The organism is Ensifer adhaerens (assembly GCF_001270265.1).
Classification (GTDB): Bacteria; Pseudomonadota; Alphaproteobacteria; order Rhizobiales; family Rhizobiaceae; genus Ensifer; species Ensifer adhaerens_B.
In genome coordinates this window covers 76,805-92,742 of the sequence record NZ_LGAP01000019.1, presented here as the reverse complement: position 1 = coordinate 92,742, position 15,938 = coordinate 76,805, and the positions used below count along the sequence as shown (strand labels likewise).

Here is a 15,938-nt window from a genome sequence, read left to right as displayed (position 1 = left end):
GATACCCATGATCGGACTTGTGCTTGTCACCCATGGCAAGCTGGCTGAGGAATTTCGACATGCGCTCGAGCATGTTGTCGGTCCGCAAAAAGCTATCGAGACCGTTTGCATCGGCCCCGAGGACGACATGGATCAGCGTCGGCAGGATATCCTCGACGCCGTGACCAATGTCGACGAGGGCCACGGCGTCATTATTCTCACCGACATGTTCGGCGGCACGCCCTCCAATCTCGCGATCTCGGTCATGCGCAGCGGCACCGTCGAAGTCATCGCCGGCGTCAACCTGCCGATGTTGATCAAGCTCGCCGGCGTGCGTGGCGAAAGCGATATGGACAAGGCTCTGCTCGAGGCTTCCGAGGCGGGACGCAAATACATCAACGTCGCCAGCCGCGTCCTGAGTGGAAAATAATGGACCATCGCCCCGACATGTCCCTGACGCGCGAACTTCTCATCGTCAACAAACGCGGGCTCCATGCCCGTGCTTCGGCGAAGTTCGTCCAAACGGTCGAGGCCTATGACGCCGAAATCACGGTGTCGAAGGACGGCAGCACTGTCGGGGGAACCTCGATCATGGGCCTGATGATGCTGGCCGCCAGCACCGGCTCCAGCGTTTGCGTCACCGCCAGCGGTGCGCAGGCCGAAGAAGCGCTGAATGCGCTCGACGCACTGGTGCGCGACAAGTTCGGCGAAGAAATGTAACCGACAATATAAAGATATAAAGACTTCTTTATATCGAGGTTGCTCTGCCCCAGAAATCCTGATAGATCGATCGCACTCTCACCGCGATGGTATGCGCGGGAGGCATTGTCGTGCCGCCAGATGGCCAGAGGCCAGAGCGGCTTGAAGAGATTAGCCTGGAGAATTTCATGACCACCACTCTGGATTACATCGTCGCCGACATCGGTCTTGCCGATTTCGGACGCAAGGAAATTACGATCGCCGAAACGGAAATGCCGGGTCTGATGGCCTGCCGCGAAGAGTTTGGCGCATCCAAGCCGCTGAAGGGCGCCCGGATCACCGGTTCGCTGCACATGACCATCCAGACCGCCGTGCTGATCGAGACGCTGGCAGTTCTGGGCGCCGACATCCGTTGGGCCTCGTGCAACATCTTCTCGACCCAGGACCATGCAGCTGCGGCCATCGCTGCCAGCGGCATCCCGGTCTTCGCCGTCAAGGGCGAAACGCTTGAAGAATACTGGACCTACACCGACAAGATCTTCCAGTGGGCCGACGGCGGCGTCTCGAACATGATCCTGGACGATGGTGGCGACGCGACCATGTACATCCTGCTCGGCGCCCGTGCCGAAGCTGGCGAAGACGTTCTCTCCAATCCGGGTTCGGAAGAAGAAGAGATCCTGTTCGCGCAGATCAAGAAGCGCCTCCAGGCTTCGCCGGGCTGGTTCACCAAGCAGCGCGACGCGATAAAGGGCGTGACCGAAGAGACCACGACAGGCGTCAACCGCCTGTACCAGCTCCAGGCCAAGGGTCTGCTGCCCTTCCCGGCAATCAACGTCAATGATTCCGTCACCAAGTCGAAGTTCGACAACAAGTACGGCTGCAAGGAATCGCTGGTTGACGGCATCCGCCGCGGCACCGACGTGATGATGGCCGGCAAGGTTGCCGTCGTCTGCGGTTACGGCGACGTCGGCAAGGGTTCGGCCGCCTCGCTCAGCGGCGCTGGCGCCCGCGTCAAGGTCACGGAAGTCGACCCGATCTGCGCCCTGCAGGCCGCCATGGACGGTTTCGAAGTCGTCCAGCTCGAAGACGTTGTTTCGTCTGCCGACATCTTCATCACCACGACCGGCAACAAGGACGTCATCCGCATGGACCACATGCGCGAGATGAAGGACATGGCGATCGTCGGCAATATCGGCCACTTCGACAACGAAATTCAGGTTTCCGCGCTGCGTAACCTGAAGTGGACGAACATCAAGCCGCAGGTCGACATGATCGAGTTCCCGAAGGGCAACCGCATGATCCTGCTGTCGGAAGGCCGTCTGCTCAACCTCGGCAACGCCACCGGTCACCCGTCCTTCGTGATGTCCGCTTCGTTCTCCAACCAGGTGCTGGCCCAGATCGAGCTCTTCACCAAGGGTGAGAACTACAAGAACGAAGTCTACGTTCTGCCGAAGGCGCTCGACGAGAAGGTCGCTCGCCTGCACCTGAACAAGCTCGGCGCCAAGCTCTCCGAACTGTCGCAGGAACAGGCGGACTATATCGGCGTCGGCCAGCAGGGTCCGTTCAAGGCGGAACACTACCGGTACTAATCGTTACCCGGGCAATCCACAACATGTTGTGGCCGCGTTCTTGACAAGAGAGCGCGGCCTCTTTTTTGGGCGGCTCCCTTCCCGGCGATTCGTCAACGAAGTATGCTCTAACCCATTGATTCGTGATGCCGGTGCGGACCTTCGGGCATTGCGAGTGGGATGTCTTGTCGGCAAGCGGCAAACAGACGGAGACAGACCGGGGATGCAATCAGAACTGACGCGAACCCTTCAGGGGATCGCCGGAACTGCGCATGGCACTACAGGGCCGGCAGCACCCTTCGGGCAGATGGGGACGGCAGCGCCATGACGACAGCACAAGAAACCTCATCGGGCGCTCGCCGCAGGGGCCCGGTACTCCTGCGCCGCCTGATGGCCTGCACGGCGCTTTTCGCCGCAACGGATGCGGTCGCCCAGGTCTCGGCGCAGAAGGCGAACATCTTCGGCTCGTCGGAAGTCATCACCTTCTCCGTCCTCATCGGCGTCGTTTCCGCAGCGATGATCTCGGCAATCTGGCTGATCCGCCAGCGCGGCAATATCGAGGCCGAAAACCGCGAGCTGCGGACCGACCTGTCCGACGCCAATCAACGCCTCTCGCGCTTCCAGGCGCTCATTGCCGACAAGAACCGCCGCATCGTCATCTGGGACGGGTTGGCCGAGCGGGCCGAACTGCTCGGCCAGTTGCCGGTCGAAACCGGGGCGCCGGCGGACGATCGCGAATTCCTGGCGTTCGGACGCTGGATCAAGGGAAATTCCGCCAGCGAACTCGAAAAGGCGATCGACGCCCTGCGCACCCAAGCGCGCAGCTTCGATCTAGTGCTCGAAACGCAACGCAACGAGGTTCTTGAGGCCCAGGGCCGCGTCTCCGGCGGGCGCGCCTTCGTGCGCTTCATCGCGCTCAACAACATGCGGGCTGAACTCGCCGAGCTGAAACTCGAGCGCGATCGACTCAACAACTCGCTGATGTCCTTCCGCACCCTGCTCGACGCGATCGACCTGCCGGTCTGGCAACGCGGCACCGACGGCGTGCTGACATGGGTCAATGAGGCCTATGCCGATGCGGTGGAAGCACCCAACGTCGCTGCGGCCATCGCCGAGGGGCGTGAATTGTTGGCGACGGTTGCGCGCGAAAAGATCCGCGCCGTCTCGACCTTCGACACGCCGTTCCGCGACAAGCTTTCGACCGTCGTCAGGGGCAACCGCACATTCCTCGATGTCGTCGACGCCCGCACGCCAGCCGGAACGACCGGCATTGCCATCGACGTCTCCGGCGTCGAGGCGGTGCGGGAAGAGCTTAACCGCACGCTCAAGAGCCACGCGGAAACGCTTGATCATCTCGCAACGCCGGTCGCCATCTTCGACGGCAATCAGCGCCTGCAATTCTACAACCAGGCTTTCCAGCGCCTCTGGAACCTGGACATGGGCTTCCTCGAGCGCAAGCCTGACAATGGCGAAGTGCTCGACCGCCTGCGCTCCGGCGGACAGCTGCCCGAACAGCTCAACTGGAAACAGTGGAAGGCGAATGCGCTCTCCGTCTACCAGGCGCTCGATACGCAATCCGACCTCTGGCACCTGCCGAACGGCCAGACCTTGCGGGTGTTCGCAACGGCCCGGCCGCAGGGCGGCGTCACCTGGGTGTTCGAGAACCTGACCGAGAAAGTCGATCTCGAAACCCGCTACAACACGCTGGTTCAGGTCCAGGGCGAGACCATCGACCATCTGGCCGAAGGCGTTGCGGTGTTCGGTCCTGATGGTCGCATCCGGCTTTCCAATCCGGCCTTCCGCGCGATCTGGGGCATCAACGAGACCGAGGCGAAGCCGGGCACCCATATCCGCGCGATCGAACAGGCGTGCCTCATGTCCTACGACCAGCCGGACGGCTGGAAACGGTTCGCCCATATCATCACCAGTTTCGACGACGAGCGGCCCTCGAGCCGTGGCATTCTCGAACTCAGAACCGGCCTGATCCTCGACTTCGCCGTCATTCCGCTGCCGAACGCCCAGACGATGCTGACCTTCGTCAACATCACCGACAGCGTGCGGGTCGAACGGGCCCTGACCGAGAAGAACGATGCACTGCGCAAGGCGGATGCGCTGAAGAACGATTTCGTCCACCACGTATCCTATGAGCTGCGCTCGCCGCTCACCAACATCATCGGCTTTGCCGATCTTCTGAAGACGCCTGCCTTCGGCGACCTCAATGACCGCCAGGCGGAATATGTCGACCACATCGCCACGTCCTCGTCGCTGCTTCTGACCATCGTCAACGACATTCTTGACCTTGCGACCGTCGATGCCGGCATCGTCGAGCTCGATATGTCGGAGATCAATCTTACCGATTTCCTCGACGACATCGCCCATCAGATGGCCGACCGGCTGGTTGAAGGCGGTGTCACGCTGCGCGTCGCGGCACCGGACAACCTCGGACGCATGGTCGCCGACCAGCAGCGGCTGAAGCAGATCTTCATCAAGCTTCTGACCAACGCCGCCAACTTTGCTCCTGACGGTAGCGTCATCGAGCTTACCTGCCGTCGCGACGGTGGAGACTTCGTCTTCTCCGTTTCGGACAGTGGACCGGGCATTCCCCAGGATGTGCTCGATACGGTGTTCAACCGCTTCGAAAGCCACGGCCAACGCGGCGGCGCCGGCCTTGGCCTTTCGATCGTCGAAAGCTTCGTCAGCCTCCACCACGGCACCGTATCGATCCGCAGCCGCGAGGGCGAAGGCACAGAAGTCAGCTGCCGCATTCCTTCGGCAGAGGTCCAGAAGATCGTCGCGGCGGAATAATGCAGCCGATCGAACGCTTCCTGAAGGACGAGGCAGCCACGATCCAGCTCGGCGAAGACCTAGCTCTGGCGCTGAAGGTGGGCGATTGCCTGGCCCTGTCCGGCGATCTCGGCGCAGGAAAGTCGACACTCGCACGCGCCTTCCTGCGCGCCGTTGCCGATGATGACGGCCTGGAAGTCCCGAGCCCGACGTTTACGCTTGTGCAGAGCTACGACCTGCGCATTCCCGTGGCGCATTTCGATCTCTATCGCCTCGCCGACGCCAGCGAACTCGACGAGCTCGGCTTCGACGAAGCGTTGTCTCTCGGCGTCTGCCTGGTCGAATGGCCGGAGAGAGCCGACGAGGCGTTGCCCGCAGGCAGGATCGTGCTGTCGATCACCCATGAGGCGACTGGGCGGACCGTCAGCATCGCCGGCCCCGAAGATGCCCTGCAGCGCATTGCCCGCTCGCTGGCGATCCGTGACTTCCTCGCACACAACGGCTTTGCAGACGCGCGGCGACGTCACCTGAGCGGCGATGCCTCGGTGCGGGCATACGAGCGCGTCGACGGCCGAGACGGTCTTCCAACCAAGATCCTGATGGATGCGGCGCGGCATAAGCCCGGTCCGATCCTCCAGGACGGCAAGTACTACCAGCAACTCGCGCATCTCGCCGAGGATGTCGTCCCCTTCGTTGCCATCGACGAGCTCCTGAGAGAACGGGGCTTCGCAGCGCCAACGATCTATGCACGCGATCTCGACCAGGGAATTTTGCTGATCGAAGACCTCGGTTCCGAGGGCGTCCTTGACGATACCGGAAGGCCGATCGAGGCACGCTACGTCGAAGGCGCGCGGTTGCTCGCCAGGCTTCATGCCACACCGGCAAGGCGCGATATCGCTCTTTCTGGCGGCGTCGAGCACCATATCCCTGATTTCGACCGGACGGCGATGAAGATCGAGACACGGCTGCTCACCGACTGGTACCTGCCATGGAAACGCGGCGAGCCGGCGACGGAACAGGAGAAGCAGGAATACGCCGCGATCTGGGACGATCTCATCGACCTCATCGAGACGTCGGAGAAGAACCTGCTGCTGCGCGACTTTCATTCGCCGAACATCATCTGGCGTCCCAAACACAGAGGTATCCAACGGGTCGGCCTGATCGACTTCCAGGATGCGATGATCGGCCCGACGGCCTATGACGTGGCGTCGCTGGTCCAGGACGCCCGGGTGACGATCGAGCCGGTGCTGGCAAGCCGAATGATGGACGTTTATCTCGCAGATCGCCGCGCCGCCGGACCGTTCGACGAAGCCCTATTCCTTCGCGACTGGCATCTGATGTCGGCGCAGCGCAACTGCAAGCTTGTCGGCATCTGGGTGCGGCTGATGCAGCGGGACGGCAAACCCGGCTACATGAAGCACATGCCGCGCACTTTCGCCTATCTCGAAGTCGCCCTCCTGCACGAAGCGCTGAAACCCTTGCGCGACTGGTGTATGAAGACGGGAATCATCGTTCCCGAATCAGCGAACTGACAGAGAAGCAATGTCGATCAGCAACGCGATGGTGCTCGCGGCGGGCCTCGGTACCCGCCTACGCCCGATCACCAACACTATCCCGAAGCCATTGGTGAAGATCGCCGGCAAGCCGATGATCGATTATGTTCTCGACCTGCTGGTGAATGCCGGCGTCACCAGGGCAGCCGTCAACGTCCACCACTTCGCCGACCAGATGGAGGCGCATCTGGCGCAGCGCGCAGCGCCCGAGATCGTGATTTCCGACGAACGCAACACGCTGATGAATTCGGGCGGCGGCCTGGTCAAGGGCTTGAAGCTGCTTCCGGATGGGCCCGCTCTGGTGATGAACGCCGACCTCTTCTGGGTCGGCGAGGATGCGGGTGAACCCAGCAATCTCCAGCGGCTCGCCGGCTTCTTCGACCCGGAGCGTATGGACATGGCGCTGCTTTGCGTGCGCGACGAGGATACGACCGGACACAACGGTAAGAAGGACTTTTCGCTCGGCACCGATGGCCGTCTGGTCCGCTATGCCGAAGGCATGGACAATCCCGTGGTCTATGCCGGCGCGATCGCGCTCGACAAGAAACTGTTTGCCGATGCTCCGGACGATGCGTTCAACCTCAACATCTTTTTCGATCGGGCGATTGCCGAAGGGCGACTGTTCGGCATTGTGCTTAACGGCCACTGGATGACAGTGGGCACGCCTGAGGCAATCGAAGATGCTGAAGCCGCGATCCGCCGCTACCAGCCGGGAGGATGAGCGTGCCTTATCGCGAGCCCAACGTCTTCACGATCCCGCCGGGCCTGCCCTTCCTGAAGACACTGGCGCGCAAACTCTGCGACGGCACGCTGACACCGGATTTTCGCTACGACCCCGCCGATCCGTTGCCGCTTGCCGGCGTGACGATCTTCGTTCCCACCCGCCGCTCCGCCCGCGTGCTGCGCTCCGAATTCGTCGATCTGCTCGGCGGTCGTTCGGCAATCCTGCCGACGATCCGGGCGCTCGGCGAAACCGACGACGACAGCGGCTTTTTCGATGCCGAAGTGCCGGCGATCCTTGACCTGGCGCCGCCCCTTCCCGGCACCGCGCGCCTCATCGAGCTCGGCCGGCTTATCCTTGCCTGGCGCAACCGGCTGCCAAAGGTGGTGCTCGACATTCACGCGGAAAGTCCGCTGATCGCCCCCGCAAGCCCCGCGGATGCCATCTGGCTGGCGCGCAATCTCGCCGAACTCATCGACGCGATGGAGACGGAGGAACTCGACTGGGAAGAGCTCGACAGTCTCGACGCCGGCGAACATGCGCTGTGGTGGCAGCTGACGCTCGAATTCCTCAAGATCGCCCGCACCTACTGGCCGGAACGACTGGAAGAACTCAAGCAATCCTCGCCGGCGCGGCATCGCAACGCCATCCTGCAGGCCGAGACTCAGCGCATCGCCGCCGGCGCGCTCCAAGGGCCGATCATCATCGCCGGCTCGACCGGCTCCATCCCGGCGACCGCCGCCCTGATTGCCGCGGTCCAGAAGCTGCCCAACGGCACAATCGTGCTGCCCGGGCTCGACCAGACGATGACCGACGCCGAATGGGGCATGATCGTCGGCGAGACCGTCATCGGCGGCCGCCCCGATCCGGCAAGCCGCAGCCACCCGCAATATGGCTTTCACCGGCTGCTGCAACGCATGCATGTCGAGCGCCGCGATGTGCCGACGCTTGACGCGGCCGACGCCGGACTGACCGATCGCAGTGAGATCCTGTCGCATGCGCTGTTGCCCGCCAAGGCGACGAACGGCTGGACCGAGACCCGCAATGAACTCAAGCCCGAAACATTGCAGCGGGCCTTTGGCGAGGTCGCCCTGATCGAGACCGCCAACGAGCGCGAGGAGGCGACGGCGATCGCGATCGCGCTGCGGCTGGCGCTTGAGGAAAGCGACGACAGCCAGGCGGCCCTGATCACCCCCGACCGCAATCTCGCGCGCCGCGTCGGTGCGGAACTGGCACGTTTCGATATCGAGGCCGACGATTCCGCCGGAACGCCGCTCGCCTCCACGGCCGCCGGCACGCTGATGCGACTTTTGCTGGAGGCGAGCCTGCGCCCCGGCGATCCGGTGCCGCTGGTGGCACTGTTCAAACATCCGCTCGCGCGCTTCGGCCTGCCGAAGGTGGAGATGCGCCGCGGCGCCGATGTGCTGGAGCGGCTGGCGCTGCGCAGCGGCACGCAGATCGCCGACATTTCGCTACTGGAGCCGCTGCTCGAACAGGCTGCCGTCCACCACAAGGAGGATCGCCATCCGCCGGAGTGGCGGATCGGCATCACCGAAGACGACATTCTCGCAGCGCGAGACCTGGCAGCGCGGGTAAAAGCGGCGGCTGAGCCGCTTGCCGGTGCGCTGGTTCGGCGCAGCGACGGTCGCCGCCCTTTCTCCGAGACGTTCACTTTTGCCGAATGGGCAACACGAACCGGCCAGGCGCTGGAAGCCGTCTGCGGCGACGAGCGCGCCGACCTGAGCGGCCTCTGGTCCGGCGAGGCAGGCGAAGCCTTGGCGACATTGCTGCGCGGCATCATCGAAACCGAGGGTCAGATGGATGCCGACGGGCCACAATGGTGCGATATCATGGAGGCGCTTGCCGCCAGCGAGGCGGTCAAGCCGCGCTCGATGCGCCATCCCCGCGTCTTCATCTTCGGCGCGCTGGAATCCCGCCTGCAGAGCATGGATCTCGTGGTGCTCGGCGGCATGAACGAAGGCAACTGGCCTGGACAGACCGCCAATGATCCCTTCCTTTCCCGCACGATGAAAACCGGCATCGGCCTTGAGCCGCCCGAACGCCGCATCGGCCAGCTCGCTCACGACTTCCAGATGGCCTGCGGCACGCGCAAGCTGATCTTCAGCCGCTCGATGCGGCAGGGATCGGCGCCCACCGTGGCATCGCGCTGGCTGCAGCGGCTCTTGGCGCTGGGCGGCAAACGGCTGGCGGAGACCCTGCGATCGAACGGCAGCGACTATCTCCTATGGGCGCGGATGCTCGACAAGGGCGGCCGCCAGGCGCTGGCCGAGCGCCCGGCACCCAAGCCGCCAGTCGACCTGCAGCCGCGCAAATATTCGTTCAGCGAAGTTTCGCGGCTTCGCCGCGACCCCTATTCGATCTATGCGCGCCGGATCCTGCGGCTGCATCCGCTCGATCCGTTCAATCGCGATCCGGGTGCGGCCGAGCGCGGCACGCTCTATCATCGCATCGTCGATCGCTTCGTGCGCGGCGGCTTCGACATTCTGGCTCCGGCCGCCGACGAGGCGATGGTTCGCCTGCTCAACGAAGCCTTCGATGAAGAGCGGCTGCCAGCCCATATCGACACCATATGGCGGCCGCGCTTCGCCGCCGTCGGCAAGGCGTTCCTCGCCTGGGAACGAGAGCGGGCGCGGTTTATCCGCAAGCCATTGACCGAAGTTGCGGCATCGATGGACATCGGGGTGGCGGATATTCGCCTGACCGGCATCGCCGACCGGCTCGACACGCTGACCGACGGCACGGTGGAAATCATCGACTACAAGACCGGCTCAAGTCCTTCGATCAAGGAAGCGCGCGTGCTGCTCGATCCGCAGCTTGCGCTGGAAGCCGCAGCGCTGAAAGCCGGTGCGTTCAAGGGCATGGGTCCCGGCCATCCGCAATCACTGCTTTACGTCCGGCTGAAACCCGGATCCCGCTTCAAGGTGGAAGCCGTCAACAACGAGAACAACCGGGCGAAGGAAACGAAATCGGCCGACCAACTGGCCGACGAAGCCCTGAGTGAGCTGAGGAAGCTGCTGACCGCCCTGATGTCGGGCAGACACGGCTTTGCTTCACGCCTGATCGTCCAGAAGGAGCGCGACTACGGCGGCGAATACGACCATCTGGCCCGTGTTGCGGAATGGTCGACCGCCGACAGCGAGGATGACAGCGATGAGGGATGAAAGCGCCGGCCCCGACGAAAGGACGCCCGAAGCCTGGCTCGACTGGACGTCGCGCCGGCAATCGCTCGCCTCCGACCCTGCCCGCTCCGCCTGGGTTTCCGCCAATGCCGGATCAGGCAAGACCCATGTCCTGACGCAGCGCGTCATCCGCTTGCTGCTCGCCGGCTGCAGGCCCTCTGCCATCCTCTGCCTGACCTATACCAAGGCGGCAGCTTCCGAAATGTCCAACCGTGTCTTCGAACGCCTTGCCGAATGGGTGACGCTCGACGATGAGGCGCTGGAAAAGCGGATCGAGGCAATCGAAGGCGAGCGGCCCTCGCGCCTGAAGCTCCAGGAGGCACGGCGGCTGTTTGCGCGCGCGCTCGAAACACCGGGCGGACTGAAGATCCAGACCATCCACGCCTTCTGCGAGGCGCTGCTGCACCAGTTTCCGCTGGAGGCGAACGTTGCCGGGCATTTCTCGGTTCTCGACGACCGCGCAGCCGCAGTGCTGCTGGCGGACGCGCGCCGCGCCCTGCTGACGGCAACAACGGCCGACGGCGATGCGGCGCTTGCCGATGCCTTTGCCACTGTGCTCGAGCTTGCCGACGACACCGGGCTTGAAAAGCTGCTGGCGGCGATCGTTTCCAACCGTACCGCGATCCAAGCCTTTCTCGACCATGCCGACGCCCATGGCGGCATCGCCGTGCAATTGCGCGCGGCACTCAAGCTTGAGCCCGAGGATAGTGTCGAGCACATCCTGGAAAGCGTCTGGCCGCTTGCCGGCCTGAACGGGCCATCCCTCGAACGTTACCTTGGGCTTGCCGCCAGCGCCGGTGGCGCCAAGGTACTCGATTTCGCCGAGGGGCTCCGGGCGACGGCGAAGCTTGTCGATCCGATGGCCCGCTACGAGGGGCTGCAGGAGCTGTTTTTCACCGGCACCGGCAAACCGCGCGCCGAGTCCGCCTTCGTCAACAAGGCGATGCTTCAAGCGGCACCGGATCTGATCCAGCTGGTCGAAGCCGCCCGCGACCATGTCGTCGCCTGTGCCGACCGGCTGAGCATCGTTCAGATGTACGAGGCGACGCTCTCGGCGCTCACGCTCGCCGATCGGCTCAGCAACGACTATGAAGCGCTCAAGCGCACCCGCAGCCAGCTCGATTTCGAGGATCTGATCAATCGGACCGCGAGCCTGTTTGCACGCGGCGACGTCAGCGCCTGGGTTCACTACAAGCTCGACCAGGGCATCGACCACATTCTCGTCGACGAGGCCCAGGATACCAGCCCGACGCAATGGACGATCATCCAGGCGCTGGCGGCGGATTTCTTCTCCGGCGACAGCGCCCGCGGCACCGATCGCACGATGTTTGCCGTCGGCGACGAGAAGCAGTCGATCTATTCCTTCCAGGGCGCGCGCCCGGAGCGCTTCTCGCGCGAAAGCATCGAGACCGAGAGGCGCGTTCGCGACGGCGGCAAGGCGTTCAGTCCGATCCGTCTGCAGCTCTCCTTCCGCTCCACCGTCGACGTGCTCTCTGCTGTCGATACCGTCTTTTCCAACCCGGCCCATGCGCGCGGGCTCAGTGCTCAGAACGAGGCGGTGGTGCACGCCTCGAACCGCATCGGCCATCCCGGTGCCGTCGATATCTGGGATGTGATCGCAGCCGAGCCGACGGCGACCGACGACGAATGGACGGCACCCTTCGATGCCACGCCGGAAACGGCACCGGTCAACATTCTCGCCCGGCGCATTGCCGCCGTGCTCGATAGCTGGATCGGGCGAGAAACGATCATCGAGAAGGGCGTGCGGCGCGCCATGCGCCCAGGCGACGTCATCGTGCTCGTTCGAAAGCGCGACGCCTTCGTCAATGCGCTGACGCGTGCCCTGAAGCGACGCAGCGACATTCCCGTCGCCGGTGCCGACCGGCTGGTTCTAACGAGCCATATCGCCATCCAGGACCTGCTGGCGCTCGGACGCTTCATGCTGCTGCCGGAGGACGACCTGTCGCTGGCAGCGCTGTTGAAGAGTCCCCTGTTCGACCTCGACGAGGACACGCTGTTCGAACTGGCGGCCCGACGGGACGAGGGCATGAGCCTCTGGCAGAGGTTGCAACAATCCGGTGCCGAGGAAGGCTCTCCGCACGAGGGACCGGTCAGGACGCTTGTTCGCTATGCTGCCCTCTCGCAGCAACTGGCTCCGCATGATTTCTATGCACGCGTGCTTGGCGTTCATGGCGGGCGCGCGGCGTTTCTCGCCCGGCTCGGCAGTGAAGTGAGCGACATTCTCGACGAATTCCTGACCTTCGCACTCGAACACGAAAGAAGCGGCCTTCCCGGATTGCAGGCCTTTATCTCGACGCTCGAAATCGAGGCGCCGACCGTCAAGCGCGAGCAGGACAAGGAGCGCGACGAAGTCCGGATCATGACGGTGCACGCGGCCAAGGGGCTGGAGGCGCCGGTCGTGTTTCTGGTCGACGGCGGCGGCAAGCCGTTCAACTCCCAGCACGTGCCCGATCTTCGCTTCCTGGAGATGCCGCTCGCCGATGGCTCGAGCTATCCCCTGCCCGTCTGGCGGGCCCCCGGCTCGGCGTCGAACTCGCTCATCGCCGCCGACAGCGAACGGCTGAAGACGCTTGCCGAGGAAGAATACCGCCGCCTGCTTTATGTGGGCATGACGCGCGCTGCCGACCGGCTGGTGGTCTGCGGCTATCGAGGGCAACGGGCAAGCGCCGACACCTGGCACGCCATGGTGCAGGCAAGCCTGTCCCAGGACGACAATGGACGCAGCACCCCCGTCACCTTCAAGGCGGGTGATGAGGAATGGGCGGGGCACTCCTGGCGAGAAGTGCATGTGCCACGCGCGGTGCCGTCAGGCGATGAGACCTTCGACCTCACGGCTTCCCCGGAAACCGGCTTGCCTGTTGCCCTTTCCACGCCCTTGCCGCCGCCGCGACGGTTGCCGCGGCCGCTCAGCCCATCGGGCGTCGGCATTGCGGTCGACGAGGACGACGGCGACATGATCGTCGGATCCGCGCTATTTTCCGAGAAGACGCCCGCCAATGTCTCGATGTTGCGCGGCGCCATCCTGCACCGGCTGCTGCAGGTCCTGCCGTCCATCGACCCTTCCGAACGCCAGGCGGCGGCGGACCGATACCTCGCCCGCTCGGTACCGCGCTGGCCTGAAACGCAGCGCAGACGCCTACGCGATGCGGTGCTGCAGGTGCTCGATCATGGCGACCTGCGATCGCTCTTTTCCGACGCCAGCCGTGCCGAAGTCTCGGTGATGGGCACATTGAAGCTCGCAGAACGGGAATTTGCCGTTTCCGGACGGATCGACCGGCTATCGGTGGCGGACGGTGTCGTCACCATCGCCGACTTCAAGACCAATCGCAGTGTGCCGGCTTCAGCCGACGACGTTCCTGCCGCCTATAAAACCCAGCTTGCGATCTATCGCGAGCTGCTGCGGCCGCTCTACCCGGCGCACCGCTTCCAGTGTGCGTTGATCTTCACCGAAGGCCCGATCATCCACGTGCTTGAGGATGTGGTATTGGACAGGAGCCTTGAAGACCTCGCGACAAAATGAGATACCCGATATTGAAAATCCAGTGGGACGGCCTCACATGAGACACAACATCTGGACACCGACATTTCGAACGCAAGGAGCAGCCGATGGCTACTGTAAAAGTCGATACATCCAATTTTCAGCAGGAAGTGCTGAACGCCGCCGAGCCGGTGGTTGTCGATTTCTGGGCTGAATGGTGCGGCCCGTGCAAGATGATCGCGCCGAGCCTTGAGGAAATCTCCAACGAGCTCGCCGGCAAGGTCAAGGTTGTGAAGCTGAACATCGACGAGAACCCGGAGCTGGCCGCCCAATACGGCGTGCGCTCGATCCCGACGCTTGCGATGTTCAAGGCTGGTGAAGTTGCCGACATCAAGGTTGGCGCTGCTCCGAAGACGGCTCTGACGTCCTGGATTTCGACTGCGTCCGCTTAAGGCCACCAAATCAAAGCGACTTCAAAGCCCGGCTTGCCGGGCTTTTTTCTTGCTTTGAATACTGCGGGAGGTTCAGCGCGAATGTCGCCCGACAAAGATCACTGCGATCCTTGGCGCGAGCGCCCGATCACTTCGGTGGCGTGCCATTGTCGGCAAGCACGTCGCCGACGAGATAGAGAGAGCCGCCGATCAGGATGCGTGGTGGCACCGGGTCTTCATCGACAAGGTTGGCAATGACCGTCAACGCCTCGGCTACCGATGACGCGGCGGACGCCTCGAAGCCGACCGAGGCCGCATCCTGCGCCAGGGCCACGGGATCGAGCCCGGCATCGGAGCCACGGATCGGAACCGTGAAGACCTGTTCGGCAAGATCGAGGAAAGCACGGAAGTAACCGAGCGGATCCTTGGTGTTGATCATGCCGATGATCAGGAACAGCGCGCGGGATTCCCGCTCTTCGAAGTTCGCCATCGCTTCGGCAATCACCTGGCCGGCGCCGGGATTGTGCCCGCCATCGACCCAGATCTCCGCATCCTGCGGGCCGTAATGGGCAAGTTTGCCGCTGCCAAGACGCTGCAGGCGCCCGGGCCACTCGACCCCGGCAACGCCGCGCTCGATGGCCGCATCCGGCACATCGAAACCGGCCGCCCTGACGGCGCGAATGGCGGCGGCAGCATTGGCATACTGGTGCCGACCGGGCAGCTTCGGGAGCGGAAGGTCAGACAGACCCTGCTCGTCCTGGTAGACAAGGCGGCCGAATTCCTCATGCGCCATGAAGTCCTGACCGTAGACGGACGTCGGACAGCCGAGACGCTCGGCAGTCGAGGTCAGGACGTCGCGGACACCCTCTTCTTCCTGCTGGCCGATGACGACGGGGCATCCGCGCTTCATGATCCCCGCCTTTTCCGCCGCGATCAACTCGACCCGGTCGCCGAGATAGGCCTGGTGGTCGAGCGAGATCGGCATGATCACCGAGACGGCCGGCCGGGCTATGATGTTGGTCGCGTCGAAGCGGCCGCCGAGACCGACCTCGATGATTGCGACATCTGCCGGGTGTTCGGCAAAGAGAACGAAGGTGACGGCTGTCAGGATTTCAAAGACGGTGATTTTTTCGCCGCCATTGGCTTCCGCGACGCGTCGAACCGCGTCGGCAAGCACCGGATCGCTGACGAGCCTGCCCTTGCCACCCTTGACGCCGAGCCGATAGCGCTCGTGCCAGTTGACCAGATGGGGAGAGGTGTGGACGTGGACGCTCAAGCCCGCCGCTTCAAGCACCGCTCGCGAGAAGGCGGTGACCGAGCCCTTGCCGTTGGTACCGGCCACGTGGATGATCGGCGGCAGGCGGTCCTGCGGATTGCCGAGCGCCGCCAAAAGCCGGGTTATCCTGTCCAACGACAGGTCGAAGCCTTTCGGATGCAAGGCAAGGAGTTTTTCGATCTCGTAGCCTGCTTCGCTGGCTTCCACCGCTGTCATCTCGCCCTGCCC

The 15,938-nt window shown here is 63.6% G+C and carries 10 protein-coding genes; 9 read left to right on the top strand and 1 reads right to left on the bottom strand.

All coding sequences use genetic code 11. From position 1 onward, the window contains the following. Positions 1-7: 7 nt before the first annotated feature. The 9 genes from AC244_RS23255 (at position 8) to trxA (ending at position 14,455) form a co-directional block, all read left to right on the top strand. Complete coding sequence (locus AC244_RS23255; protein ID WP_025425343.1) at positions 8-409, top strand: PTS sugar transporter subunit IIA; 402 nt, start codon at positions 8-10, stop codon at positions 407-409. After that, positions 409-699 (top strand): HPr family phosphocarrier protein, encoded by a 291-nt coding sequence (locus tag AC244_RS23250; RefSeq protein ID WP_053251193.1) that lies wholly within the window; start codon positions 409-411, stop codon positions 697-699. The genes AC244_RS23255 and AC244_RS23250 overlap by 1 nt, the downstream gene beginning before the upstream one ends. A gap of 167 nt (positions 700-866) precedes the next feature. Then, positions 867-2,267 (top strand): adenosylhomocysteinase, encoded by a 1,401-nt coding sequence (ahcY, locus tag AC244_RS23245; RefSeq protein ID WP_053251192.1) that lies wholly within the window; start codon positions 867-869, stop codon positions 2,265-2,267. Positions 2,268-2,570: 303 nt separating this feature from the next. Continuing rightward, on the top strand, positions 2,571-5,051 hold the full coding sequence (locus tag AC244_RS23240; protein ID WP_053251191.1) for a PAS domain-containing sensor histidine kinase: 2,481 nt from the start codon (positions 2,571-2,573) through the stop codon (positions 5,049-5,051). Beyond that, the gene (tsaE, locus tag AC244_RS23235) at positions 5,051-6,562 is read left to right on the top strand and encodes a tRNA (adenosine(37)-N6)-threonylcarbamoyltransferase complex ATPase subunit type 1 TsaE (RefSeq protein WP_053251190.1); all 1,512 of its coding nucleotides are present in this window, start codon (positions 5,051-5,053) and stop codon (positions 6,560-6,562) included. The genes AC244_RS23240 and tsaE overlap by 1 nt, the downstream gene beginning before the upstream one ends. A 10-nt stretch (positions 6,563-6,572) precedes the next feature. Beyond that, on the top strand, positions 6,573-7,304 hold the full coding sequence (locus AC244_RS23230) for a nucleotidyltransferase family protein (protein ID WP_053251189.1): 732 nt from the start codon (positions 6,573-6,575) through the stop codon (positions 7,302-7,304). Between the two features lie 2 nt (positions 7,305-7,306). After that, entirely contained in the window at positions 7,307-10,486 is a 3,180-nt protein-coding gene (addB, locus tag AC244_RS23225) for a double-strand break repair protein AddB (protein WP_082367070.1), read from the top strand. Beyond that, entirely contained in the window at positions 10,476-14,045 is a 3,570-nt protein-coding gene (gene addA, locus AC244_RS23220) for a double-strand break repair helicase AddA (RefSeq protein ID WP_053251187.1), read from the top strand. Before addB ends, addA begins: the two co-directional genes overlap by 11 nt. Before the next feature lie 86 nt (positions 14,046-14,131). Continuing rightward, entirely contained in the window at positions 14,132-14,455 is a 324-nt protein-coding gene (gene trxA, locus AC244_RS23215) for a thioredoxin (RefSeq protein WP_053251186.1), read from the top strand. A gap of 127 nt (positions 14,456-14,582) precedes the next feature. Here the strand turns inward: trxA and AC244_RS23210 are convergent, their stop codons facing one another. Beyond that, complete coding sequence (locus AC244_RS23210) at positions 14,583-15,926, bottom strand: bifunctional folylpolyglutamate synthase/dihydrofolate synthase (RefSeq protein WP_053251185.1); 1,344 nt, start codon at positions 15,924-15,926, stop codon at positions 14,583-14,585. Positions 15,927-15,938: the final 12 nt, after the last annotated feature.

Excerpts from the sequence above, each read along its gene's own strand:
- AC244_RS23255 (WP_025425343.1), top strand. The coding sequence starts at position 8 with ATGATCGGACTTGTGCTTGTCACCCATGGCAAGCTGGCTGAGGAATTT.
- AC244_RS23250 (WP_053251193.1), top strand. The coding sequence starts at position 409 with ATGGACCATCGCCCCGACATGTCCCTGACGCGCGAACTTCTCATCGTC.
- ahcY (WP_053251192.1), top strand. The coding sequence starts at position 867 with ATGACCACCACTCTGGATTACATCGTCGCCGACATCGGTCTTGCCGAT.
- AC244_RS23240 (WP_053251191.1), top strand. The coding sequence starts at position 2,571 with ATGACGACAGCACAAGAAACCTCATCGGGCGCTCGCCGCAGGGGCCCG.
- tsaE (WP_053251190.1), top strand. The coding sequence starts at position 5,051 with ATGCAGCCGATCGAACGCTTCCTGAAGGACGAGGCAGCCACGATCCAG.
- AC244_RS23230 (WP_053251189.1), top strand. The coding sequence starts at position 6,573 with ATGTCGATCAGCAACGCGATGGTGCTCGCGGCGGGCCTCGGTACCCGC.
- addA (WP_053251187.1), top strand. The coding sequence starts at position 10,476 with ATGAGGGATGAAAGCGCCGGCCCCGACGAAAGGACGCCCGAAGCCTGG.
- trxA (WP_053251186.1), top strand. The coding sequence starts at position 14,132 with ATGGCTACTGTAAAAGTCGATACATCCAATTTTCAGCAGGAAGTGCTG.
- AC244_RS23210 (WP_053251185.1), bottom strand. The coding sequence starts at position 15,926 with ATGACAGCGGTGGAAGCCAGCGAAGCAGGCTACGAGATCGAAAAACTC.